General features: G+C 63.0%; 22 protein-coding genes. 13 read left to right on the top strand and 9 right to left on the bottom strand.

Annotated features, from left to right (window positions below; translation table 11 throughout):
* Nucleotides 1–13: 13 nt before the first annotated feature.
* Nucleotides 14–928: a polyphosphate kinase 2 gene (gene ppk2 / locus AACH87_RS08320; protein ID WP_338798312.1), complete on the bottom strand. Its 915-nt coding sequence runs from the start codon at nucleotides 926–928 to the stop codon at nucleotides 14–16.
* A gap of 199 nt (nucleotides 929–1127) precedes the next feature.
* Here ppk2 and AACH87_RS08315 point away from each other — a divergent pair, with 199 nt between their 5' ends.
* Together AACH87_RS08315 and AACH87_RS08310 are read left to right on the top strand one after the other, a co-directional pair.
* The gene (locus AACH87_RS08315; RefSeq protein WP_338798311.1) at nucleotides 1128–2237 is read left to right on the top strand and encodes a transporter; all 1110 of its coding nucleotides are present in this window, start codon (nucleotides 1128–1130) and stop codon (nucleotides 2235–2237) included.
* Between the two features lie 72 nt (nucleotides 2238–2309).
* Nucleotides 2310–3206, top strand: a complete 897-nt coding sequence (locus tag AACH87_RS08310) for a plasmid replication/partition related protein (RefSeq protein ID WP_338798310.1) — start codon at nucleotides 2310–2312, stop codon at nucleotides 3204–3206.
* A gap of 15 nt (nucleotides 3207–3221) precedes the next feature.
* Here AACH87_RS08310 and AACH87_RS08305 read toward each other — a convergent pair whose 3' ends face one another.
* Together AACH87_RS08305 and murJ are read right to left on the bottom strand one after the other, a co-directional pair.
* Nucleotides 3222–4073 (bottom strand): tetratricopeptide repeat protein, encoded by an 852-nt coding sequence (locus tag AACH87_RS08305; protein WP_338798309.1) that lies wholly within the window; start codon nucleotides 4071–4073, stop codon nucleotides 3222–3224.
* Between the two features lie 112 nt (nucleotides 4074–4185).
* Nucleotides 4186–5751: a murein biosynthesis integral membrane protein MurJ gene (gene murJ / locus AACH87_RS08300; protein ID WP_338798308.1), complete on the bottom strand. Its 1566-nt coding sequence runs from the start codon at nucleotides 5749–5751 to the stop codon at nucleotides 4186–4188.
* A gap of 209 nt (nucleotides 5752–5960) precedes the next feature.
* On the opposite strand from murJ, the gene rpsT reads away from it, so the two are divergent.
* Entirely contained in the window at nucleotides 5961–6260 is a 300-nt protein-coding gene (rpsT, locus tag AACH87_RS08295; RefSeq protein WP_044398144.1) for a 30S ribosomal protein S20, read from the top strand.
* A 211-nt stretch (nucleotides 6261–6471) separates the two neighbouring features.
* On the opposite strand, the gene AACH87_RS08290 is transcribed toward rpsT, so the two are convergent.
* Nucleotides 6472–6795 (bottom strand): DUF3579 domain-containing protein, encoded by a 324-nt coding sequence (locus AACH87_RS08290; protein ID WP_338798307.1) that lies wholly within the window; start codon nucleotides 6793–6795, stop codon nucleotides 6472–6474.
* A 258-nt stretch (nucleotides 6796–7053) separates the two neighbouring features.
* Here AACH87_RS08290 and AACH87_RS08285 point away from each other — a divergent pair, with 258 nt between their 5' ends.
* The 4 genes from AACH87_RS08285 (at nucleotide 7054) to AACH87_RS08270 (ending at nucleotide 10518) form a co-directional block, all read left to right on the top strand.
* On the top strand, nucleotides 7054–8250 hold the full coding sequence (locus AACH87_RS08285; RefSeq protein WP_338798306.1) for an aspartate aminotransferase family protein: 1197 nt from the start codon (nucleotides 7054–7056) through the stop codon (nucleotides 8248–8250).
* Nucleotides 8251–8286: 36 nt separating this feature from the next.
* Entirely contained in the window at nucleotides 8287–9207 is a 921-nt protein-coding gene (gene argF / locus AACH87_RS08280) for an ornithine carbamoyltransferase (protein ID WP_338798305.1), read from the top strand.
* A gap of 40 nt (nucleotides 9208–9247) precedes the next feature.
* Nucleotides 9248–9847 (top strand): hypothetical protein, encoded by a 600-nt coding sequence (locus tag AACH87_RS08275; protein WP_338798304.1) that lies wholly within the window; start codon nucleotides 9248–9250, stop codon nucleotides 9845–9847.
* Nucleotides 9848–10032: 185 nt separating this feature from the next.
* Nucleotides 10033–10518, top strand: coding sequence for a hypothetical protein (locus AACH87_RS08270; RefSeq protein ID WP_338798303.1), 486 nt, complete (start codon nucleotides 10033–10035; stop codon nucleotides 10516–10518).
* 63 nt (nucleotides 10519–10581) lie between these two features.
* Here AACH87_RS08270 and AACH87_RS08265 read toward each other — a convergent pair whose 3' ends face one another.
* Genes AACH87_RS08265 through AACH87_RS08255 form a run of 3 tightly spaced genes read right to left on the bottom strand, consistent with a single transcriptional unit; the run spans nucleotide 10582 to nucleotide 13111 of the window.
* Nucleotides 10582–10842 carry a hypothetical protein gene (locus AACH87_RS08265; RefSeq protein ID WP_338798890.1) on the bottom strand — a complete coding sequence of 87 codons (261 nt, stop codon included), beginning with the start codon at nucleotides 10840–10842 and terminating at the stop codon, nucleotides 10582–10584.
* Entirely contained in the window at nucleotides 10842–12761 is a 1920-nt protein-coding gene (locus AACH87_RS08260) for a ferrous iron transporter B (protein WP_338798889.1), read from the bottom strand. Before AACH87_RS08260 ends, AACH87_RS08265 begins: the two co-directional genes overlap by 1 nt.
* Before the next feature lie 14 nt (nucleotides 12762–12775).
* The gene (locus AACH87_RS08255) at nucleotides 12776–13111 is read right to left on the bottom strand and encodes a FeoA family protein (RefSeq protein WP_338798302.1); all 336 of its coding nucleotides are present in this window, start codon (nucleotides 13109–13111) and stop codon (nucleotides 12776–12778) included.
* Between the two features lie 178 nt (nucleotides 13112–13289).
* On the opposite strand from AACH87_RS08255, the gene AACH87_RS08250 reads away from it, so the two are divergent.
* The 5 genes from AACH87_RS08250 (at nucleotide 13290) to kynA (ending at nucleotide 17059) form a co-directional block, all read left to right on the top strand.
* The gene (locus AACH87_RS08250; RefSeq protein ID WP_338798301.1) at nucleotides 13290–13598 is read left to right on the top strand and encodes a hypothetical protein; all 309 of its coding nucleotides are present in this window, start codon (nucleotides 13290–13292) and stop codon (nucleotides 13596–13598) included.
* Nucleotides 13599–13631: 33 nt separating this feature from the next.
* Nucleotides 13632–13904 (top strand): YrhB domain-containing protein, encoded by a 273-nt coding sequence (locus AACH87_RS08245; protein WP_338798300.1) that lies wholly within the window; start codon nucleotides 13632–13634, stop codon nucleotides 13902–13904.
* Nucleotides 13905–14088: 184 nt separating this feature from the next.
* Complete coding sequence (gene kynB, locus AACH87_RS08240) at nucleotides 14089–14730, top strand: arylformamidase (protein WP_338798299.1); 642 nt, start codon at nucleotides 14089–14091, stop codon at nucleotides 14728–14730.
* Between the two features lie 103 nt (nucleotides 14731–14833).
* Nucleotides 14834–16144 carry a kynureninase gene (kynU, locus tag AACH87_RS08235; protein WP_338798298.1) on the top strand — a complete coding sequence of 437 codons (1311 nt, stop codon included), beginning with the start codon at nucleotides 14834–14836 and terminating at the stop codon, nucleotides 16142–16144.
* 18 nt (nucleotides 16145–16162) lie between these two features.
* Nucleotides 16163–17059, top strand: a complete 897-nt coding sequence (kynA, locus tag AACH87_RS08230; RefSeq protein ID WP_338798297.1) for a tryptophan 2,3-dioxygenase — start codon at nucleotides 16163–16165, stop codon at nucleotides 17057–17059.
* A 177-nt stretch (nucleotides 17060–17236) separates the two neighbouring features.
* On the opposite strand, the gene AACH87_RS08225 is transcribed toward kynA, so the two are convergent.
* On the bottom strand, nucleotides 17237–18229 hold the full coding sequence (locus AACH87_RS08225) for a DUF3395 domain-containing protein (protein WP_338798296.1): 993 nt from the start codon (nucleotides 18227–18229) through the stop codon (nucleotides 17237–17239).
* Between the two features lie 443 nt (nucleotides 18230–18672).
* On the opposite strand from AACH87_RS08225, the gene AACH87_RS08220 reads away from it, so the two are divergent.
* Nucleotides 18673–19890: an MFS transporter gene (locus AACH87_RS08220; RefSeq protein WP_338798888.1), complete on the top strand. Its 1218-nt coding sequence runs from the start codon at nucleotides 18673–18675 to the stop codon at nucleotides 19888–19890.
* Between the two features lie 45 nt (nucleotides 19891–19935).
* Here AACH87_RS08220 and AACH87_RS08215 read toward each other — a convergent pair whose 3' ends face one another.
* On the bottom strand, nucleotides 19936–21183 hold the full coding sequence (locus AACH87_RS08215; protein ID WP_338798295.1) for an FAD-dependent monooxygenase: 1248 nt from the start codon (nucleotides 21181–21183) through the stop codon (nucleotides 19936–19938).
* Nucleotides 21184–21212 lie beyond the last annotated feature (29 nt).

Raw genomic sequence — 21212 nt, 5'->3', positions numbered from 1 at the left:
GCCTTTCTGGCTCTCAATAAATCGCAGGAACGTACATCGACTCGGGCACGGGCTGGCGGAAGTACTCAGGGTTGCGCACCCGTTCGGGCAATACGACTGGATCATGCGGCACTTCCTGGTAAGGCAACTGGCCCAGCAGGTGGTGAATGCAATTGAGGCGCGCCTTCTTCTTGTCTACTGCCTGTACCACCCACCAGGGCGCTTCAGGGATGTGGGTGCGCTCCAGCATGATTTCCTTGGCCTTGGTGTAGGCCTCCCAGCGCACCCGGCTTTCCAGATCCATGGGGCTGAGCTTCCACTGCTTGAGTGGGTCATGGATGCGGCCCAGGAAGCGCAGATGCTGCTCTTCATCGGTGATGGAGAACCAGTACTTGACCAGCTTGATGCCAGAGCGCACCAGCATCTTTTCAAACTCGGGCACCGTGCGGAAGAACTCTTCGTACTCGTCGTCGGTACAGAAGCCCATCACCCGCTCCACCCCGGCGCGGTTGTACCAGCTGCGGTCAAACAGCACGATCTCCCCAGCCGCAGGCAAATGGGCCACATAGCGCTGGAAGTACCACTGCGTACGCTCCCGGTCATTGGGTGCGGGCAGAGCCGCCACGCGTGCCACGCGGGGATTGAGCCGCTGGGTGATGCGCTTGATGACGCCCCCTTTGCCTGCAGCGTCCCGCCCCTCAAAAAGGATGACCACCTTCTGGCGGCTGTGCTGCACCCAGTCCTGCAGCTTGACCAACTCGCCCTGCAGCCGAAACAGCTCTTTAAAGTAACGCTGCCGCTCTAGCTTGTCGGTGGCGACCAGATCGCCGTCCTCGTCCACATTGCGGTCCTCAATTTCCAGTTCCAGCTCTTCGTCATAGCTGTCAATCAGGTCGTTGGCGATGCGCTGCATCAGGTCTTGGGCGTCGAACGGTGCGTTCTGGAGCATGGCAGTCAGTGAAGCAAAAAGATGCTGCACATCCTGCACCCCTGAGGTGACAAAGCGATGACAGCCATCAAAACGTCACGAATTGGTCACACGAAACCAGCACCATCGGGCACTTGCGTCAGAGCTTGCATCCAGCACTGCGCACCCCATGCAGGTGAAACTTGCATGCCGAATTTTCAGCCACTGTTTTACGTCCTCCATGAGCCACACCGCCCCAGCGCCCTCCTCCCCTGGCAGCTATGGAGGGGATGCTGCCGGTCTGATCTGCGGTTACCTCATAGGCCACGGCCCCACTCCGCAGGCGCTGGACTGCGATGAGGCCTCGCATTGGCTGGACCAACAGCGGGTTCGCGCTCACGTGGAGCCGGGCTTGGGATTGCAGGCCGATGGGCCGCCAAGTTCCACCGCCCTGCCGTCAGATGGAGACACGGCACCTTTTCTGTGGCTGCATTTCAATCTGGCACATGCGCATGCCATACGCTGGATGCAGCGCCATGCACCGTTACCCGACACTTTTTTTGAGGCACTGCGCGAAAGCTCCTATTCCACCCGCATTGAGCGTGACGACGATGCATTGATGGGTGTTCTCAACGATGCACACTTTGACTTTGCCTTCGAGCCCTTCGACATTGCCACCCTGTGGATCTGCGTGCTGCCCCATCTGGTGGTGACTGCGCGTGTCCACCCGCTCAGGTCCGTAGATGCCTTGCGCACCGCCGTGCGCAACGGCCAGGCCCCACGCTCCAGCGTAGCCTTGCTGGAGCAGTTGATGCGCACCCAGGCTGCGGGCCTGGTCGATATCGTGCGGGGGGTGACGCAGCGCATCGACAGCATTGAAGACGAATTGCTCGCCGGGCGGCTCAACCACAAACGCGCCCGCCTGGGCGTGCTGCGCAGGCTGCTGGTGCGCCTGCAGCGGCTGCTGGCGCCTGAGCCTGCGGCACTCTTTCGCCTGCTGCAACACCCGCCTGTATGGATGGGAGCGGACGATGTGCAGGAACTGCGGGACTCCACCGAAGAGTTCTCTGTGGTGTTGCGCGACATGCAGGGGCTTCAGGAACGCATCAAGCTGCTACAGGAAGAACTGGCAGCCAGCGTGCAGGAGGCCAACAGCCGCAGCCTGTTTGTGCTGACGGTGGTGACGGTGCTGGTCCTGCCCATCAACATCCTGACGGGCCTGCTGGGCATGAACGTGGGAGGCATTCCGCTGGCCAGCAGCGAACACGGCTTCTGGGTGGTGGTCTGCATCCTTGCCGTCTTTACCGCAGTTGCGGGCTGGCTGGCGCTGCGCAGCACACGGGACAAATAGTGCGGCCAAAGCGCCCCACTACAATGCCGCCCCTGCCTGCATTGAAGACTGGGGAGCACTCCCCGCCGCACCATGAACATCGTCGTCAAAGAAGAACTCAAAGCCTACATCGACCCACTCACCCCCGAAGAACACGATGCTCTGGAACGCAGCATCCTGGCGGAGGGCTGCCGTGATGCCCTGGTGCTGTGGGGTGACATCCTGGTGGATGGGCACAACCGCTACGGCATTTGCCAAAAGCATGGCCTGCCTTTTCAGACCGTGCAGAACACACGTTTTCAGTCCATGGAGGATGTGTACCTCTGGATGATCGACCAGCACCTGGGCCGCCGTAGCGTGTCTGACTTCCAGCGTGGCGTGCTGGCCTTGCGCAAACGCGAAATCGTGTCTGAGCGACGTGCACGGGCCGCAGCGGAGTTTGTAGCCAAGGCACCTGCCGACGAGACACCTGCCGACGATGGTGGCGAACCCTCCTCAGCGAATGCGGCCACTGCCACCACGGCCACCATTCCGGCCGATGACCTGAGCAGCCGCGAAGCCATTGCCCGCGCTGCACGGCTGAGCAGCAGTCAGGTGGTCATGATCGAAAAAATCCAGAAGCAGGCTGCGCCTGAACTGGTCGCTGCCGTCAAATCCGGAACCATTTCGCTCAACGCTGCCGCTGCCGTGGCCACGCTGCCTGCGGAAGAACAGGTGGCTGCCGCCACGGCAGGCAAGGATGAGCTGAAGCAAGCCGCCAAGCGGGTGCGTGAAGCCAAGCGCAAAGCCCGTGAAGAAACGGCCGCTTCCACCGATGCCGCCGAAGGCAGCGCCGCAACGGCCGCCCATGCAGCCGGGACGCAAGGTACTGAAACGGTTGAAAGCCTGCGCGCCCGCGTGGCCGAACTGACTGCCGAGAACGATGCGCTGCGTCGCCAGGTAGCGCAGCTGCAAGCCCAACTGGGCCAGGACGACGGCCAGCCCTTTTGAAACCGAAGACTCGCCTCAATTCAGCGAGCGGCGCAGGGCGTTGAGGCGGTCAGAAACCATGTCTACGTCCAGCCCATCTTCAGCATGGGCAAGGTAGGCTTCCAGATCCAGCACGGCCTCCTTCGCGTTGCCCAGCTCGGCATGGGCAAGCCCTCGGTCGCGCCGCTCGCCCCAAGTGGTGGGCGAAAGGATGATCAACCGGTCCAATACCGCCGTCAGACGCTGCCAGTCCTGCTGTGAGCGGTGTACCTCTTTGAGATTGCGCAGCATGCGGGCGATGATGTCGCGCGGCGTAGCCGCCTGCAGGTACAGACCCAGCGGTACGTCGTAGTCGTCCACCAGTCCGTTTTGGCGTTTGTAGGGCTCCAGACGCTCGGACAAATCTTCGCGGCTGAGCGACTGGCCATTGGTCGGGTCCATCACGACCTGACCTTTGGGCAGCAGCACCTTCACCATGAAGTGGCCCGGAAAACCCACCCCCCTAACATGCAGGCCCAGCCCCTGCGCCAGCTCCATCCACAACACAGCCAAGCTGATGGGAATGCCGCGCCGCGTGCGCAGGACGGCATTGAGATAGCTGTTCTCCGGGTCGTAATAGTTGTTGACGTTGCCGGCGAAGCCCAGATCAGAGAAGAAAAACTGGTTGAGCATGTGCAGGCGCTGCAGGGACGGTGCATCTACCGCCAAGCGCCTGCGAATGCGGGCCTGTAGCTGGTCCACGTCGCTCAGCAATTGCTGCACATCCAGCTCGGGATACTCGTCCTGGGCGATGCTGGCAGCCGCTTCGAGCAATGGAAAGTGCTCATCGCTTTGCACCAGGCTGGCAAAGTATTCCAGCGACGAGGGGACGGAGTAGCTCAAGGTCATGGTGGATTTTTAGAGGGCGAGCCCCCCGGCGTCAAGCTGCAAAACCAGCGGATTTACCAGTCACTTCCGCAGGCTGCCAGCGCAACCCTCGCCGCGGGATGAGAGGAAATGCTCAGCGGCGCAGCATGCGCCGCAGCTTCAGGCCCGCAGCCCACAGTGCGCCAAAGTAAAGGGCCGCAGCGGCTGCCATGAGGGCGGCCAGCAAAAGAATGCGCTGAGCGCTGTGCGCTCTCAGAGCCACCCAGTCAAAGTAATACGAACTCCACGCCAGCAGCACGGCCAGCAGGGCGCTGGCAGCCACCACCTGCAGCAAAAACCGCCCCCAGCCCGGCTGAGGCTGGTAACTGCCCCTGCGTACAAGCCCTATCAGCAACCATGTGGCATTGATCAATGCGCCCAACCCGATGGAAAGCGCCAGCCCGGCATGGTCCATCAGCGGCACCAGCGCGGCGTTGAGAAGCTGCGTCAGCACCAGCACCACCACCGCAATCTTGACCGGGGTGCGCACATCCTGGCTGGCGTAATAACCAGGCGCAAGCACCTTGATGGCCACCAGCCCCAGCAGGCCCGCGCCGTAGCCCGACAAGGCTACTGCGATCTGCCCTACATCCGAATCTGCCAGCCGGCCATAGTGGAACAAAGTGGCCACCAGAGGCTTGGAAAATGTCAGCAGCGCCACAGCACAGGGCACCGACAAGAGCACCACGATGCGCAAACCCCAGTCCATCATGGCAGAGTACTTTTCAGCGTCTCCCGCAGCCTTGGCTGCGGTGAGCTGGGGCGTCAGCACCACCCCCAAAGCCACGCCCAGCAAGGCGGTAGGAAACTCCATGAGCCGGTCGGCATAGAAAAGCCAGGTCACGCTGCCCGGCGCAAGGTACGAGGCGATCTGCGTATTGATCATGAGCGAAACCTGCGCCACGCCCACCCCCAGAAGAATCGGAGCCATCAAGGCCAGCACGCGTCGCACGCCCGGATCAGCCCAGGCATCCCGAATGGCAGTCCATGTCACGCCAATGCGCGGCATCAGGCCCAGGCGATGCAACGCGGGCACCTGCACCAGCAACTGCAGCAAACCGCCCAGCATGACCCCACCCGCCATGGCGTAGATGGGCTCAATGCCCCTGGCCTCCAGTTGCGGAGCCCCCAGCCATGCGGCAGCGATCATGCAGACATTCAAAAGCACAGGCGATGCGGCAGGCACGGCAAAGTGCTTCCAGGTGTTCAAAATCCCCGCAGCCAGTGCGACCATGGACATGAAGCCGATGTAAGGGAACATCCAGCGGGTCATCAACACGGCTGCATCAAAAGCCTCGGGGCTTTGGCGCATGCCACTGGCCAGCGCCCAGACCAAAGCCGGGGCCCCCAGCACGCCCACCACACAGGTCAGCAGCAACGTCCAGGCCAGCACGGTTGCCACACTGGCGATCAGGGCGAGGGTCCTCTCCTCGCCTTCCTTGGCCTTGGTGGTCGCCAGCACCGGCACAAACGCCTGGGCAAATGCGCCCTCGGCAAAAAGGCGGCGAAACAGATTGGGGATGCGGAACGCTACGTTGAAAGCGTCTGTGAGCGCGCTGGCACCGAACATGGACGCCATGAGCAAGTCACGCGCCAAGCCCGTCACGCGGGAGGCCAGGGTCAACAGGGAAACGGTGGAGGCGGCTTTGAACAGTGACACCGCCGGGAGTGTATTCGCTCGGCAGGCAATGGCAGCCTCCCCACAGGCATTGTTGCGCTCGCTTACTTTGACTGCCCGCCAGCACAGATCAGGAAGACGAGGCAGGCGATGAAACAAGCCTCTTGCTGAGACAGGAGGGTCAGTTTTCAGAGCTGGGCTATAATCGCGGGCTTTGCTGACATCATCCTCAGACTCAAGGAAATTACATCATGGCATCCGCAAAACCAAAGAAGAAGAACCCACGCCTGGCGTCGGGCCGTAAACGCGTCCGTCAGGACGTCAAGATCAACGCCGCAAACACATCGCTGCGTTCCAAATACCGCACTGCCGTCAAGAACGTCGAGAAGGCTGTTCTGGCTGGCGACAAGGTGAAGGCTGCTGAAGCTTTTGCCAAGGCACAAAGCGTGGTGGATACCGTTGCCGACAAGGGTATCTTCCACAAGAACAAGGCAGCTCGTGACAAGAGCCGTCTGGCAGCCAAGGTGAAAGCCCTGGCACTGGCCGCCTGACCCATTTCAGGCAAACAGCACGGGTAGTGAAAGCTGCCCGCCGTTTGTAACGGGTGCGCTGTCAGCAAACATCAAAACCGCCTTCGGGCGGTTTTTTTGTGCCCGAACCGTATTGAACAATACAGCGAGCGGGCAACCACCCCGCCGCTTTTGTACAAAAGCGGAGCAGCAGACTCAGCCTCAGGAAAAATCGGGGCGAAAAAAAAGGCCGTCAGGCCTTTGTGGGGGGTGAATCAGGCAGAAGGCACGCTTCGGCCACCTGCAGATTGTTGTCTCGGGCGAAGTTGAGCACAAAGTCCCATGCCATGGGCTCATGGTCGCGCAGGTCACGATGAACGACCACGCACTTGATGCCGTTGAGCGTGGTGGGAATGCACCAGGGCGAATAACTCAAATGGCTGCCGGGCCGCGACCCACCGGGGCGAAACTGGCTCATCACGCCAGCCAACCGCTCTGCCCAGTCGCTGGGCCGAAAGGTTTTCCCGTCGTGGGTAATGCCCTGGATGAAGACTTCTTTTGTGGTGGGGGAAACCATCGGGGTCGGTTGGTTCGCTTGGTAAGTGGCAGCACACCGCAGTGTTGCCGCGGCCCTGCATTCTAACTCTTATATAAGAGCTAACCCTGTATTCCGGTGGGGTGGTCAGGTAACGGCCCGACAACAGTCGGGTCATGCATTGCTGTGATGCGCATTTGTCAACAGCCAGCCATGGCACTCCACCTAGAATCGGCTTTCGCTTTTTTCGGGAACCGGGCCACAAGCCCTCCCATCACTGCACCGTCTGGAGATTTCTGCATGACCGCTACCACCCCGGCAGCTTCGCCCCACGTGATGAACACCTATGGCCGCGTACCGATCGCGCTGGCCCGAGGCCAGGGCTGCCGCGTATGGGACGTCAACGGCAAAGAGTACCTGGACGCGCTGGGCGGCATTGCCGTCAACACCCTGGGCCACAACCACCCCAAGCTGGTACCTGCCCTGCAGCACCAGCTCACGCAGCTGATCCACACCTCCAACTACTACCACTCGCCTTTGCAAGAAGCGCTGGCAGCCAAGCTGGTGGAACGGTCGGGCATGACCAACGTGTTCTTCTGCAACTCAGGGCTGGAGGCCAATGAGGCCGCCATCAAGATTGCACGCAAGTACGGCGTGGACAAAGGCATCGCCAATCCACAGATCGTGGTGTACGAAAAAGCCTTCCATGGCCGCTCCATCGCCACCATGTCGGCCACGGGCAACCCCAAGATCTACAGCGGCTTTGGCCCGCTGGTCGAGGGCTTCATCCGCGTGCCGCTGAACGACATCGAGGCCATCAAAAAAGCCACCGAGGGCAACCCCAATGTGGTCGCCGTGTTCTTTGAAACCATCCAGGGCGAAGGCGGTGTGAACCCCACCCGCGTCGAATACCTGCAACAGCTGCGTGCCCTGTGCGACGAGCGCGGCTGGCTGATGATGATTGACGAAGTGCAGTGCGGCATGGGCCGCACAGGCAAGTGGTTTGCCCACCAGTGGGCAGGCGTCGTGCCCGACGTGATGCCCCTGGCCAAGGGTTTGGGCTCGGGCGTGCCGATTGGCGCTGTGGTGGCGGGCCCCAAGGCCGCCAACGTGCTACAGCCGGGCAACCATGGCACCACCTTTGGTGGCAACCAGCTGGCCATGCGTGCGGGCAACGAAACCATCCGCATCATGGAAGAAGAAGGCCTACTGGAGAACGCCGCCACTGTGGGTGCGCACCTGAAAGCTGCCCTGCAGCGCGAACTGGGCAGCCTGCCCGGTGTGAAGGAAATCCGCGGTCAGGGCCTGATGCTGGGCGTGGAGCTGAACAAGCCCTGCGGCGCCCTCACCGGTCGCGCCGCCGAAGCGGGCCTGCTGATCAGCGTGACGGCCGACAGCGTCATCCGCCTGGTGCCGCCGCTCATCCTCACCGTGGCAGAGGCGGACGAAATCGTCGCCAAGCTCACCCCTCTGGTCAAAGCCATCCTGGCCGAATAAACCTTGCAGGGCACGCCACGCGTGCCCTTTTTGCCCATGAAACACTACCTGCAGTTCACCGACCTGACCGCTGACGAATACGCTTACCTGTTCGAGCGCGCTGCGATCATCAAGAAGAAGTTCAAGTCGTACGAAAAGTACCACCCCCTTGCCGACCGCACCCTGGCCATGATTTTTGAAAAGGCCAGCACCCGCACCCGTGTGAGCTTTGAAGCGGGCATGTACCAGCTGGGCGGCAGCGTGGTGCACCTGACCACGGGCGACAGCCAGCTGGGCCGCGCCGAGCCGATTGAAGACAGCGCCAAGGTCATCAGCCGCATGACCGATCTGGTGATGATCCGCACATTCGAGCAAAGCAAGATCGAACGTTTTGCCGCCAATTCGCGTGTGCCCGTCATCAACGGCCTGACCAACGAATATCACCCCTGCCAGATCCTGGCCGACATCTTCACCTACATCGAACACCGCGGCTCCATCGCAGGCAAGACCGTGGCCTGGGTGGGCGACGGCAACAACATGGCCAACACCTGGGTGCAGGCAGCCTCGCTGCTGGGCTTCAAGGTGAACGTAAGCACACCGCGCGGCTACGAGATTGATGAAAAATTGGCCTCTGGCGCCCATGGAATAAGCGCAGGCAGCTATCAGTTCTATAGCAATCCACTGGAAGCCTGCAAAGGTGCAGACCTGGTGACCACTGACGTGTGGACCAGCATGGGCTACGAGGCCGAGAACGAGGCCCGCAAAAAGGCCTTTGCGGACTGGTGCGTGGACGCCGAGATGATGGCCGCCGCCCAGCCCGACGCCCTCTTCATGCACTGCCTGCCCGCGCACCGTGGCGAAGAAGTCGAAGCTGAGGTGATCGACGGCCCCCAATCCGTAGTGTGGGACGAGGCAGAAAACAGGATGCACGTGCAAAAGGCACTCATGGAGTACCTGTTGCTCGGTCGCCTGAGTTGAGAGGCTGGCAGTCGGGCCACATCGGTTGACCCCTCACCCTATGGTCGATCCAAGCCAGCCTCGCCTCATCGACCATCACCTGCCCATCTACCAGTTTGTGGAGCGGCATAGCCTGCGCGTGGTCCAACCGCTGCGCGATGCGCTCAAGCACGTGATAACCCCGCAGGTGGTAGAGGACCCTTTTGCGCTGCGCATGATTGCCCTGCGGGAGGCTCCGGCAAGGCTGGCGCGCAAGCTGGGTTTGGCCACCCGCTTGCCAGAGCGGCCTTTCGGGTTGCCAGATTTCGTGCTGCTGGAGCGCAAAGGGGATGAAGAGCTAGTGTTGGGTCTGGCGGGCCGCTTCTGGCAGCCAGACTACGGACTGGTGCCGCTGACGGATGCCACGGACTTCGCGCGCATCGGCCAATCGGGCATTCCACGGCTGGTGTTGCAATTCGCGACCGTCAAGCTCCCCGACGGCAGCACGTTGCTCAGCACAGAAACCCGCGTGCATTGCCCGGACTCGGCGTCACTGCGGCGCTTTCGCCCCTACTGGTGGCTGATACGGCCCGTCAGCGGCTGGATACGGCGCCGCATGCTGCAAAGATGGGCTCGTACCGCGATCTCCTCAGCCATCGCCCAAGCCTCATCCTCTTCGTAATGCAAGGCTCGCCCGACAACCTTCACCACGAAGCCCTGCTCACAGCATGGGGCACGTTGGGCACCCATTTGAAAGCGGCCTCTGCGGCAGCTTGGCAGCGAGAAGGACGCCGACTGCTCCGCAGCTGGTCGCGTTGGCCACGCGCATATCACAACTGCGCTCATTTACGCGCCTGCCTTTATCACTTGCAAAGCACTACAGCCCCTCTGGAAGACCCCCATGCGGTGGAGTTGGCGCTGTGGTTCCACGATGCCATCTACTGGCCCTGGAGCCACCACAACGAAGAGCGCAGCGCTGTATGGGCGCAGCGTTTTTTACAGCAGCAGGGACTGCCCGCACAGCGCGTGGCCACTGTGGTGCAGCACATTCTGGACACAAAACACACCCCGGGTCCGCTCACCGGAGATGCGCTATGGGTGGTGGACATTGACCTGGCAATCCTCGGCCAGGAAGACGCGGTGTACCGCCAGTTTGAGCGCAACGTGCGCAAGGAATATTTCTTTGTGCGCTGGCCGCGCTATGTGGCTGGCCGCAGCACCGTGCTGCAGGGCTTTCTGGACCGGCCCCGCATCTACCAGACTGACTTTTTTGCCCAACGATTCGAAGCGCAGGCTCGCATCAATCTGCGCCATGCGCTGCAGGCCTTGCGCGAGGGAAAGCTCTACACCTGACCCCGGCAGCAGAGCAAGACGCAGGCCACGTCATCTAACGCAGCATTGCTTTAGATAAGCGCATCACGCCCGCTCTTTGCCACCCGCAGACCATGGCCCCTGGATAGTCTGCGGCTGGTTGTCAGAGCCCTTGGAGCCACCGCCAGACGAGCAGCTGCCGCAACTGCTGCAGCCCCCATCGCCTCCGCTGCCACACCCGGCGCTTTGTGCCATGGCGGGGTGCACCCGGCCCAATTTTTTGCGTAGCCCGGCGGGCAACCAGCGCCACACCATGTAGGCCGCAGCCAGCGCCACCATCAAACCCGTGATCCATTGCTGCCACATCACGCGCCACCTCCTAAGGCCAAGGCGATTCGGTAGGTCACAAAGCTGGCCAGGTAGGCCAGGCCAAACAGATAAGTCACCATCAGCAGCGGATAGCGCCAGCTGTTGGTCTCGCGCCGCACGGCGGCGATGGTGGAGATGCACTGCGGCGCGAACACAAACCACACCAGCAGCGACAGCGCCGTGGCCAGCGACCAGCTTTGCGCAATCAGCGGGCCCAGCTGACTGGCCACCTCCTCACCCGTGGCCGACAAGGCATACACCGTGCCCAGCGCACCCACAGCCACTTCACGCGCGGCCATGCCGGGCACCAGGGCGATGGCAATCTGCCAGTTAAAGCCAATCGGTGCCACCAACACCTCGAGCAAGCGCCCCAGCTGGCCTGCAAAGCTGTAGGTGATTGCCGCTTCGGTCGCACCCTCCGGCGGGGCCGGGTAGGTGGACAGGAACCACAGCAGCACCGTGACGGCCAGGATGATTCCACCCACGCGCCGGATGAAGATCTTGGCCCGTTCATACAAACCATGAGCCAGGCTGCGCACACTGGGCCAGCGGTAGGCAGGCAGCTCCATCAGCAGCGGGGTGGGCCGCGTGTCGGTGCGGGCCAGCTTGGCCACTGCGGCCACGGCCATGGCACTGGCGATGCCGCCCACATACAGCGCAAACAACACCACGCCCTGCAGGTTGAAGAGACCAGCCACCGTGCGCTCTGGGATGAAAGCGCCAATGAGCAGCGCATACACCGGCAACCGGGCCGAGCAGGTCATGAGCGGGGCAATCAGAATGGTGACGAGCCGGTCACGCCAGTGCGTGATGGAACGCGTTGCCATCACCCCCGGCACGGCACAGGCAAAGCTGGACAGCAGGGGGATGAAAGAGCGCCCCGACAGGCCCACCGTGCCCATCACCCGGTCCAGCAAGAAAGCCGCGCGGGGCAGGTAGCCCGAGTCTTCCAGCGCCAGGATGAAGAGGAACAGCGTGAGGATCTGCGGCAGGAACACCAGCACGCCCCCTGCCCCGGCCACAATGCCATCCACCAGCAGGCTGCGCAGCGGCCCTTCGGCCATGTGCTCCTGGATCAGGCCAGAAGTCCACTCCATACCCGCCTTGATCCAGTCGGTAGGCACCGTGGCCCAGGTGAACACGGCCTGGAACATCAGGAACAGCGTCACCAGCAAAAGCAGCATGCCCCACACGGGGTGCAGCACCACAGCGTCGATGCGGTCGTCCACACGCAGGCTTGCGGCAGGGGCGCGCACAGCCAGCTCCATCAGGCGGTGCACCTGCTGGTGGGTGCGGCTGACCTGGGTTTGCGCATCCAGGGCCGATGCGTCCAGCGCCACAGCCTCTTCCGCAGGCACGACAGGCGCTTTCAATGACTGCGCGGCAGGCGAATCGAGCCAGGCCAGCAGCTCCTGCGCGCCATCGCCCCGCACCCCCACCGTGGCGAGCACCGGAATGCCCAGCTCACGCGAGAGCACCTCCCGGTCAATCTGAATGCCCTGGCGCTCGGCCATGTCGCTCATGTTCAGCACCAGCACCATGGGCAGGCCCAAGGCCCGTGCCTCCAGCACTAGGCGCAGGTTCAGCCGCAGGTGGGTGGCATCGGTCACGCACACCAGCAAATCGGGCAAGGCCTCGCCAGGGCGGCGGCCCCGCACGATGTCGCGGGTGATGGCCTCGTCCAGGCTGTGCGCGTGCAGGCTGTAGGCACCGGGCAAATCCAGCACCCGCACCTTGCGGCCACTGGCCGTGTGCAACGTGCCCTCTTTGCGCTCCACCGTCACGCCAGCATAGTTGGCCACCTTCTGGCGCGCGCCGGTCAGCAGGTTGAACAGCGCCGTCTTGCCGCAATTGGGGTTGCCCAGCAGCGCCACACGCTGCAAATCACCGGCGGAACTGGCGGCACCGCCCCCCATATTCACCGCCGCGCTCATGCCAGCACCTGCACTTGCACCATGGCCGCTTCTTGCTGGCGCAGGGCAAACGTGGCCTGCCCCACCCGCACGGCCAGCGGGTCGCCCCCCCAGGCACCCCGGGCCAGCACTTGCACGGCCTCACCGGGCACAAAACCAATCTCCAGCAGGCGCAGCAAGGTGCTGTGCTCCCGCCCGTCGCGGGCGGGCACCAGTCCAGTGACCAAGGCGGGGGTTCGGGGCTTCAGCCCGTTCAGGCTCAAGGCAGCATGGGGCACCGAGGCTGCGGCCAATGGGGCGGCTGGTGCGCTGGGGTGCAGGGCAGCGGCGGCACCCTCTTGCATGGTTTTCATGGCGGGACTGTGTTCGTGCAAATGAGTTTGGTTCTCATTTTACGATTGGAGTTCCGCAGGCGGTTGATTCAGGTCAGAGGGGATGGGAGGGTGGATTGTTTTGGCTGGCTTTTGGAGGTAAGGGATGCGTCCGCAAAGGAAGTGCTATCGGCCAGATAGCGGACATTTGATTGCACCCATGATGACACCTGAAATCGATGCAGTTATCACGCTTTTTCCTTCTCACGCGGGTGGTAGACAGCACGCGATTACTGGTGAGTACCGAGGAGTTCTAAGTCTTTCAGAAGATGAAGCGTATTCCATGAGGATTACAGTTCCCCATCAGGTTGAATTCCGGCCCGGACACACCTTGACGGTCGGCGCTCAATTCCTGTTCCCAGGGATGGCGTTGCCTCGATTCCCTATCGATGCGACGTTTCGAGTGTGGGAGGGCGGCATCGTCGGCCACGGTCGCATTGTCAGAATTCACGACCGGGTGTCTCCGTGAGACAGTTTCCAGCAAGAAGAGGGACATTCCAAAATGACTATCACCCGTGATGCAGCAACAGCGTTGGCGCGCGAACAGATTGAAAAACTGCAGCGGGATGCAGGCTGTGCTCTATCCATACGGCCGGAACTCACTACGGAAACTCCAAATGGATGGGTGTTCTTCTACAACTCGGAAGAGTTCATTTCTACGCGTGTGCCGTCGGCAGCACTCGCGGGCAACGGTCCAATCTTCGTCAATCCTGATGGCGAAGTTCACCTGCTTGTTGCGCACTTGAGTTGGGAAGAGCAGGTCGTAAACCTTTAGGTCCGCTTGGGGCCCAAAGCAGCTATTGAGCCCCCCATTCCCAGGATGCGCAGCTACAGACAACACCGCCCAAGCAGCCATCCCGCTCCCCGTCAACCACCCCACGCAAACCCCACCCTAAAAATCTCCCACTGTTGGAAATAACCGACACCACAAAAAATCCAGGCCATTACCTTCACGTCCCATGCAAAAGCTTTGGGACATTTCCCCCCCCGTTCACACAGGCAGCCCGGTGTTTCCGGGCGATACGCCTTTTAGCCAGCAGTGGTGCGCCACCATTGGCCCCGGCTGTCCGGTCAATGTCAGTGCCATCACGCTCTCGCCCCACGTGGGCGCGCATGCCGATGCGCCGCTGCATTACGACGCAAGCGGCGCGAGCATTGGGGCCGTGGCGCTGGAGGCGTTTCTGGGCTCCTGCCGCGTCATCCACGCCATTGGCTGCGGGCCGCTGATCGAGTGGCAGCACATTGCCCACGCCATCAACCCTGCCTTGCCCCCTCTGCCCGCCCGCGTGCTGGTGCGCACCTATGCCCAGGCCCCGGCACAGTGGGACGGCCAGCTCGCCGCCTATGCGCCCGCCACCATCGAGCGGCTGGCCGACCTGGGTGTACAGCTGGTGGGCATAGACACCGCCAGCATTGACCCTGCCGACAGCAAGCTGCTTCCCAGCCACCAGGTCATTCGCCGCCGGGGCCTGCGGGTGCTGGAGAACCTGGTGCTAGACCACGTGCCCGAGGGCGACTACGAACTCATTGCGCTGCCACTGAAGCTGACGACCGCCGATGCATCCCCCGTACGGGCGGTGCTTCGATCACTGCTCGGGTAAGCCGCATCTCCCTACGCCTGCCTTTCAAACGTTTTTGACCGCTAGCGCTTACCCCACAAGCGCAGGCAGCTATCAAAAAAGAAGCAAAAACCCATCAAAGACCATGACCATTACCCTGCAAGACTGCCGCACCCGCGATACCCAAGACCCTCTGCGCTCGCTGCGCGACCACTTCGCCCTGCCCCCCGGCGTGATCTACCTGGACGGCAATTCGCTGGGCGTGCTGCCCAAGGCTGCGCCCGCCCGCATTGCCGACGTGGTGCAGCGCGAATGGGGTACAGACCTCATCAAATCGTGGAACACCGCCCGCTGGTTTGACCTGCCCCAGCGCCTGGGCAACCAGCTCGCCCCCTTGATTGGCGCGGGCCAGGACCAGGTGGTGTGCACCGACAGCACCTCCATCAACCTCTACAAGGTGCTGAGCGCTGCGCTGAACATTGCCCGCGAAGACAGCCCCACGCGCAAGCGCATCGTGAGCGAGCGCAGCAACTTCCCCACCGACCTCTACATTGCCGAAGGCCTGTGCAAGGAGCGCGGGCTGGAGCTGGTGCTGGTGGAGCCTGAGGAGATTGCCGCATCGCTGACCAGCGACGTGGCCGTGCTGATGCTGACGCACGTGAACTACCGCACCGGCGCGATGCACGACATGGCCGCCATCACCGCCGCCGCGCAGGCCCAAGGCATTTTGTGCGTGTGGGATCTGGCCCACAGCGCAGGCGCTGTGCCGGTGGACCTGCTGGGCGCGAATGCTGATTTTTCGATTGGCTGCGGCTACAAGTACCTGAACGGCGGCCCTGGCGCACCGGCCTTTGTGTGGGTGCACCCGCGCCATGCCAACCGCTTCTGGCAACCCTTGTCGGGCTGGTGGGGCCATGCCGCGCCCTTCCAATTCACGCCCGATTACCAGCCCGCGCCGGGCATCACCCGCTACCTGTGCGGCACCCAGCCCATGATCAGCCTGTCGGCCCTGCAGTGCGGGCTGGATGTGTTCACGGCCTCTCAGAGCCTGGGCGGTATGGCCGCGCTGCGTACCAAGTCGCTCGCGCTCACCGACCTGTTCATCCAACTGGTGGAGGAGCGGTGCGCGGGCCACGGCCTGGGCTTTGCCACGCCGCGTGAGCACGCCCAACGCGGCTCGCAGGTGTGCCTGACGCGTGACGAAGGCGCTGGCGTGAACGGCCAGGGCAGCGGTGCCTACGCCATCGTGCAGGCGCTGATTGCACGCGGCGTGATTGGTGACTTCCGCAAAGGCGACGGCGGCAAGGGCCCGCACAAGGACATCCTGCGCTTTGGCTTTACGCCGCTGTACATCGGCTTTGAAGACGTGTGGAACGCCGTGGAGCACCTGCGCCAGGTGCTGGAGAGCGGCGAATGGCAAAAGCCTGAATTCAACCAGACCCACGCAGTCACCTGATCGGGGAGGAAAACCACCATGTGCCCTTTCTCTCAAACCCCTGCACCCGCCAGCGAAGTACCGGGCGCTGCGCTGCCTGAATCCATCGTGCACGAAGAGCGCGCCCAGCTCGATTTCAGCAAAAGCATGAGCTATGGCGACTACCTGCAGCTCGATGCCATCCTCACCGCCCAAAAGCCACTGTCGCCCGCGCACGACGAGATGCTGTTCATCGTGCAGCACCAGACCAGCGAGCTGTGGATGAAGCTGATGCTGCATGAGCTGCGCGCCGCCATTGCGCGCATTGCCAACCCCGATACCGGCACACGCGCCGAGGCCTTCAAGATGCTGGCCCGCGTAAGCCGCATCATGGAGCAGTTGGTGAGTGCATGGAACGTGCTGGCCACCATGACGCCACCCGAGTACACAGCCATGCGCCCGTACCTGGCCAACTCCAGTGGCTTTCAGAGCTACCAGTACCGCGCCATCGAGTTCTCGCTGGGCAACAAGAACGCCGCGATGCTCAAGCCGCATGAGCACCGCCCTGACCTGCTGGCCCAGGTGCGGGCAGCGTACGAGGCCCCCTCGCTGTACGACGTATCGCTGCAATTGCTGGCCAAGGAAGGCCTGCACATTCCGGCAAGCCACCTGGAGCGCGATTGGACGCAGCCGTACAGGGAAAGCGATGCGGTGGAGCAAGCCTGGCTTGCGGTGTACCGCGACCCGCAAAAGTACTGGGACCTCTATCAGCTCGGCGAAAAGCTCACCGACATCGAGGATGCCTTCAGACTCTGGCGCTTCCGCCACGTAACCACGGTGGAGCGCGTGATCGGCTTCAAGCGCGGCACAGGCGGCACAGGTGGCGTGAGCTATCTGCGCAAGATGCTGGACGTGGTGCTGTTCCCTGAAATCTGGCGCCTGCGCACCAATCTGTAAATAAGCACTGCCACCACAGACCGACAGCACGGTCTTCAAACCAAAAGAGCTGCCAGCGCTTGATACAAAAGCGCTGGCAGCTCTTTTTTCTATAGCAAAACCAGTATCAGCCTGCCGTTGCGCACCTGCCTCTGTGGCGAGGAGCGCTTGGGCGTGCTGCTGGTCTGCAACCTGCTATCAGGGCAGGCGCAGATATTCGGATTCGCGCACGTTTACGCGGTATTCACGTCCGCCGATGGAGTAGGTCACCCACAGCATCTTGGGAATGCCAGGGGTGGGGTCGTAGCCCGCCAGCTCGTTGTCTGCGCGCACGGAAAGGCGATCGCCAGCGACGCGGGAACGCACGCGGTCGGTCACGTCGATCACGCGGTTGTCTGCCCCGTACACCGCCTGAACGATTTGCAGGCCACCGTAGCCTTGGTTGGGTCGCTCGTAGCCCCCACCGCCATAGCTGCCGCCGCTGCCACCGGGCGCGCCGTGCCAGCCACCGTTCCAGCCTTCGTTACCCCAGTTGCCACCACCCCAGCCCACAAAGCGGGCACCGTCGATGGTGCTGCCTTCGGCGTATTCAAACATGCGGTTCTGGCCGTCGCGGGTGCGCACGTAGATGCGCAGGGTCTTGCGCTGGCCGCGGTGGGGGTCTACACCAAAGGTGTCGTTGGTCAGCGGGATGGCTCCGTCCTGGCGGGCCAGATCGCGCAAGCGGCGTGTCACGTCCACATAGTGCTCTGAAGTGCCGTACAGCGCCTGCAGGATGCGGAACTCGCCATCGTCACGCCCGTTGCCCTGGCCGCCATGCGAGCCGCCTTGACCCCAGTTGCCGCTGCTCCAGCCGGTGAACTGGGCACCGTTGACATAGCTGTCTTCGCGGTACTCAAACGTGCGGGTGCCACCGTTGGGCCCGCGGGCGTAGATGCGCAGAGACTTCACGCGGCCACGGTCTGGGTCGGTGCCAAACACATCGTTGCTCACGCGGAAGGTCTGGTCGCTGCGGGCCAGCTGGCGCAGGCGCTCGGTCACGTCCACACTGCGCTCGGGGGTGCCATAGCTGGCGCTCAGAATCTGGTAGGCACCCTCGTCCCCTCCACGCTGGGCGGCGGCCGGGCCTAGCAGCCCAAAAAACAAGAGCAACACGGCCCACAGGCCGTGCAAGGGGTTGTGGAACAACATGGGGAGACCTCCTAGTCTGTTGGAATGGTCGCACGGGCGACTCTTGAGGATGTTCAAAAATGGCACGGCGCCTCCCTCTAACGGGCGCCGCTGTGGCGCGTTGACCCGCGCCGACCGGCGAGATTATCGGGGCGTGAAAAACCTGTACCAAATGTTTTCAGCGCAGGCAGGGAAACATCGCACCCAACATCGCACCATAGGCAGGCGTGAAGGCGACAGCCGCTGGCGCGTCGAACGGGTAGGCTTGCAGCGTCATGCCGCCCAACCACGCTTCTCAATTACCCACCAGGTCGCCCGCTAGGTCGTCCGCCATATCGCCTGCATCTGCCCCCACCACCGGGCCTGCACCTGAGCATGCAACGCCATCCCATCCGGCTGGCCCGGCTGGCAAGGCTGATCCCGCTCATCCCGGTTCTGTTTTGGGCAACAAACAGGCCTGGGCCATGCTGCTGGTGCTGGTCAGCGGCTTCGCACTCAGCCAGGCATTCCGCACCATCACCTCCATCATGGCCACCAGTTTGCGGGCGGAGTTTGGGCTGTCGGCACAGGCGCTGGGGGTTTTCGCGGGGGCCTTTGCGTTTGCGTTTGGCACCATGCAACTGTTCATGGGCATAGCGATCGACCTCTATGGGCTTCGTCGCACGGTGCTGGTGGTGTTTCCGGTGGCCATTGCGGGCGCCGGCCTCTCTGCCCTGGCCCCGGGTTACGGGTGGGTGCTGCTGGGCCAGATGCTGATTGGCGTGGGCTGCTCTCCGGCCTTTTTGGTCTGCACGGTCTTCATCGCCAGGTACTTTGCGCCTGCAAAGTTTGCCGCAGTGTCCGGGGTAGCCATGGGGGTGGGTGGCCTGGGCATGCTGTTCACAGGCACGCCACTGGCGTGGATGGTGCAGCAATCGTCGTGGCGCACCGGCTTTGGCGTGCTGGCGGCATTGGCTACGGTGGCATGGGTGCTGATTTACTGGAAGGTACGGGAGCCGCAAGCCCTTCCGGCCCATGGCGGCATCCACCCAGGGGATGTGCCCAGAGAATCCATTGCACAGGCGGCCAGGGGGTTTGGGGCCCTCTTCTTGCTGCCTCACACGGTGGGCATCATGCTGCTGGCGCTGATGACCTATGCCTCGATGCTGACGCTGCGCGGTTTGTGGCTGGGGCCCATGCTGATTGAACGGCATGGCTTTACGCTGGTGGCCAGCGGGCATGTGGCCACGGTGATGTCATTGGTTTCCCTTTTCAGCCCCGCCCTTTTTGGGCGCATGGACCCAGGCCCCCAGCACCGCCGCCGCTGGCTGGTGGGTTTGACGCTGCTGATGGGAGCCTTGTTTGCCGCCATGGGCTGGAGCCATGTGGCATGGCTGAACGTAGCCGGGGCACTGGCCGTGGGCGTGCTGTCAGGCTACATGGTGCTGCAGTACGCCGACGTGAGGTCTGCCTACCCCGCATCCATGACGGGGCGGGCCATGTCACTCTTCACTATGGCCATGTTTTTGGGAGTTGCACTCATGCAGTGGATCACCGGCATGGCTGCCACCACCGCGCCGGGGTGGGGCTGGGAGCCTTATACGGCGGTGCTGCTCACCATAGCGGGTCTGCTTGCCGCAGCTGCTGCTGCGTTTCGCTGGCTTCCCGGCCCCTCAGAACCTGGTGACCAAAATAGGCCCTAGCGCTTATATACCGTGCGTAGCAAGCTATAAATTGAGGAGCACACATTACGATCTGTGCAGATCCATTCCATCGCCCCGGTAAAGCCAGGGCACATCAAGAATCTTCTCGCCCAGCAGCCGCAGCGACAGATCGCGCGCCCAGCGCACAGGCCCCGTGGCATGAAAGATGCGCCCATTGCGGATGGACCGGGCCTGAACCCGCGCGTTGCGCTGCCAGCGGTTGACGGCATAGCGACGCAGGCGCAAGGGCACTTCCAGGTCATGCATGGACAAGGCCCTCTCCACCTGCGCGGCGTCTTCAATCGCCATGCCCGCACCTTGGGCCAGATAAGGGCGCATGGGGTGGGCGGCATCCCCCAGCAGGGCCACCAGGCCCCGGGCCATGTCGTCGGCGCTGCGCACAGGTGGGCGGTCACACAATGGCCACAGTCTCCAGCCACGGCCTGCAGCTTCTACGCTGTGCACGGCGTGCTGCAAGGCGGTGCTGGTGCCCAGCAAGGCGGCTTCCAGGTCGCGGGCATTGGCGTCGTGGTCCCATTCCTCCAGGTTGGCCGGTGCCCGGCCCTGCACAATGACCACCAGGTTCTGCAGCTCACCACGGCGCACGGGGTACTGCACCATGTGCAGCCGCGGCCCGAGCCAGGCCGTGACGTGGCGGGTGCGCAGCGAAGGGGGTAGCGCGCTTTGCGGCACCAGCGCGCGATAAGCCAGATGCCCCGTGACCCGCGGCGCCTGCGCGCCCAGCAGCAGCAAGCGGGTGCGGCTCCACAAGCCGTCCGCACCAATCAGCGCATCGCCCTCAATCTCCTTGCCCTCGGTGGTGCTCACGGAGACCACCGTTTCGGCGCCCGGCACTACACCAGCCCGGCCTGCCTGGCCGCTGGCGTCGGCAAAGGATTCGATGCCCACGCCCTGGTACAGCTGTGCATCGGTGTAGCGCTGCACACCACCGTGCAACAGCCCATGCAGATCTGCGCGATGAATGGTGGCATAGGCAGCGCCGTAACGTTGCACGGTAGTGCGCCCAAGCGGCAAGACGCCCAGCTCTTTGCCGCTGAGTGCACAGCGCACCTGCAGCTTGTCCGGGAACGCCGCCACCTGCTGCAGCGCCTTTTGCAGGCCCCAGGCCTGCAGGCAGCGCACCACGTTGGGGCCCAGTTGCACCCCGGCCCCTACTTCTGAAAACTGCGCCACCCGTTCATACAGCCGCACATCCCACCCGGCGCGCGATGCCGCCAGCGCAGCCGCCATGCCGCCAATGCCGCCGCCAGCAATCAATACCTGCTTCTTCATGGCGCCCGATTGTCGGGCCTGCGGCGGGT

The organism is Acidovorax sp. DW039, from assembly GCF_037101375.1.
Taxonomy (GTDB): Bacteria; Pseudomonadota; Gammaproteobacteria; order Burkholderiales; family Burkholderiaceae_C; genus Acidovorax.
Note: the sequence above shows the minus strand (reverse complement) of the source record. Positions and strands in the feature narration are given on the sequence as shown.

Coding starts and splice junctions, on each gene's coding strand:
- argF (WP_338798305.1), top strand. CDS start 8,287: ATGAAACACTACCTGCAGTTCACCGACCTGACCGCTGACGAATACGCT.
- AACH87_RS08290 (WP_338798307.1), bottom strand. CDS start 6,795: ATGGTTTCCCCCACCACAAAAGAAGTCTTCATCCAGGGCATTACCCAC.
- AACH87_RS08315 (WP_338798311.1), top strand. CDS start 1,128: ATGAGCCACACCGCCCCAGCGCCCTCCTCCCCTGGCAGCTATGGAGGG.
- AACH87_RS08245 (WP_338798300.1), top strand. CDS start 13,632: ATGACTATCACCCGTGATGCAGCAACAGCGTTGGCGCGCGAACAGATT.
- AACH87_RS08220 (WP_338798888.1), top strand. CDS start 18,673: ATGCTGCTGGTGCTGGTCAGCGGCTTCGCACTCAGCCAGGCATTCCGC.
- kynA (WP_338798297.1), top strand. CDS start 16,163: ATGTGCCCTTTCTCTCAAACCCCTGCACCCGCCAGCGAAGTACCGGGC.
- AACH87_RS08250 (WP_338798301.1), top strand. CDS start 13,290: ATGATGACACCTGAAATCGATGCAGTTATCACGCTTTTTCCTTCTCAC.
- AACH87_RS08260 (WP_338798889.1), bottom strand. CDS start 12,761: ATGGGGGGCGGTGCCGCCAGTTCCGCCGGTGATTTGCAGCGTGTGGCG.
- AACH87_RS08275 (WP_338798304.1), top strand. CDS start 9,248: ATGGTCGATCCAAGCCAGCCTCGCCTCATCGACCATCACCTGCCCATC.
- AACH87_RS08285 (WP_338798306.1), top strand. CDS start 7,054: ATGACCGCTACCACCCCGGCAGCTTCGCCCCACGTGATGAACACCTAT.
- AACH87_RS08215 (WP_338798295.1), bottom strand. CDS start 21,183: ATGAAGAAGCAGGTATTGATTGCTGGCGGCGGCATTGGCGGCATGGCG.
- AACH87_RS08265 (WP_338798890.1), bottom strand. CDS start 10,842: ATGTGGCAGCAATGGATCACGGGTTTGATGGTGGCGCTGGCTGCGGCC.
- AACH87_RS08310 (WP_338798310.1), top strand. CDS start 2,310: ATGAACATCGTCGTCAAAGAAGAACTCAAAGCCTACATCGACCCACTC.
- kynU (WP_338798298.1), top strand. CDS start 14,834: ATGACCATTACCCTGCAAGACTGCCGCACCCGCGATACCCAAGACCCT.
- kynB (WP_338798299.1), top strand. CDS start 14,089: ATGCAAAAGCTTTGGGACATTTCCCCCCCCGTTCACACAGGCAGCCCG.
- rpsT (WP_044398144.1), top strand. CDS start 5,961: ATGGCATCCGCAAAACCAAAGAAGAAGAACCCACGCCTGGCGTCGGGC.
- AACH87_RS08255 (WP_338798302.1), bottom strand. CDS start 13,111: ATGAAAACCATGCAAGAGGGTGCCGCCGCTGCCCTGCACCCCAGCGCA.
- AACH87_RS08225 (WP_338798296.1), bottom strand. CDS start 18,229: ATGTTGTTCCACAACCCCTTGCACGGCCTGTGGGCCGTGTTGCTCTTG.
- AACH87_RS08305 (WP_338798309.1), bottom strand. CDS start 4,073: ATGACCTTGAGCTACTCCGTCCCCTCGTCGCTGGAATACTTTGCCAGC.
- ppk2 (WP_338798312.1), bottom strand. CDS start 928: ATGCTCCAGAACGCACCGTTCGACGCCCAAGACCTGATGCAGCGCATC.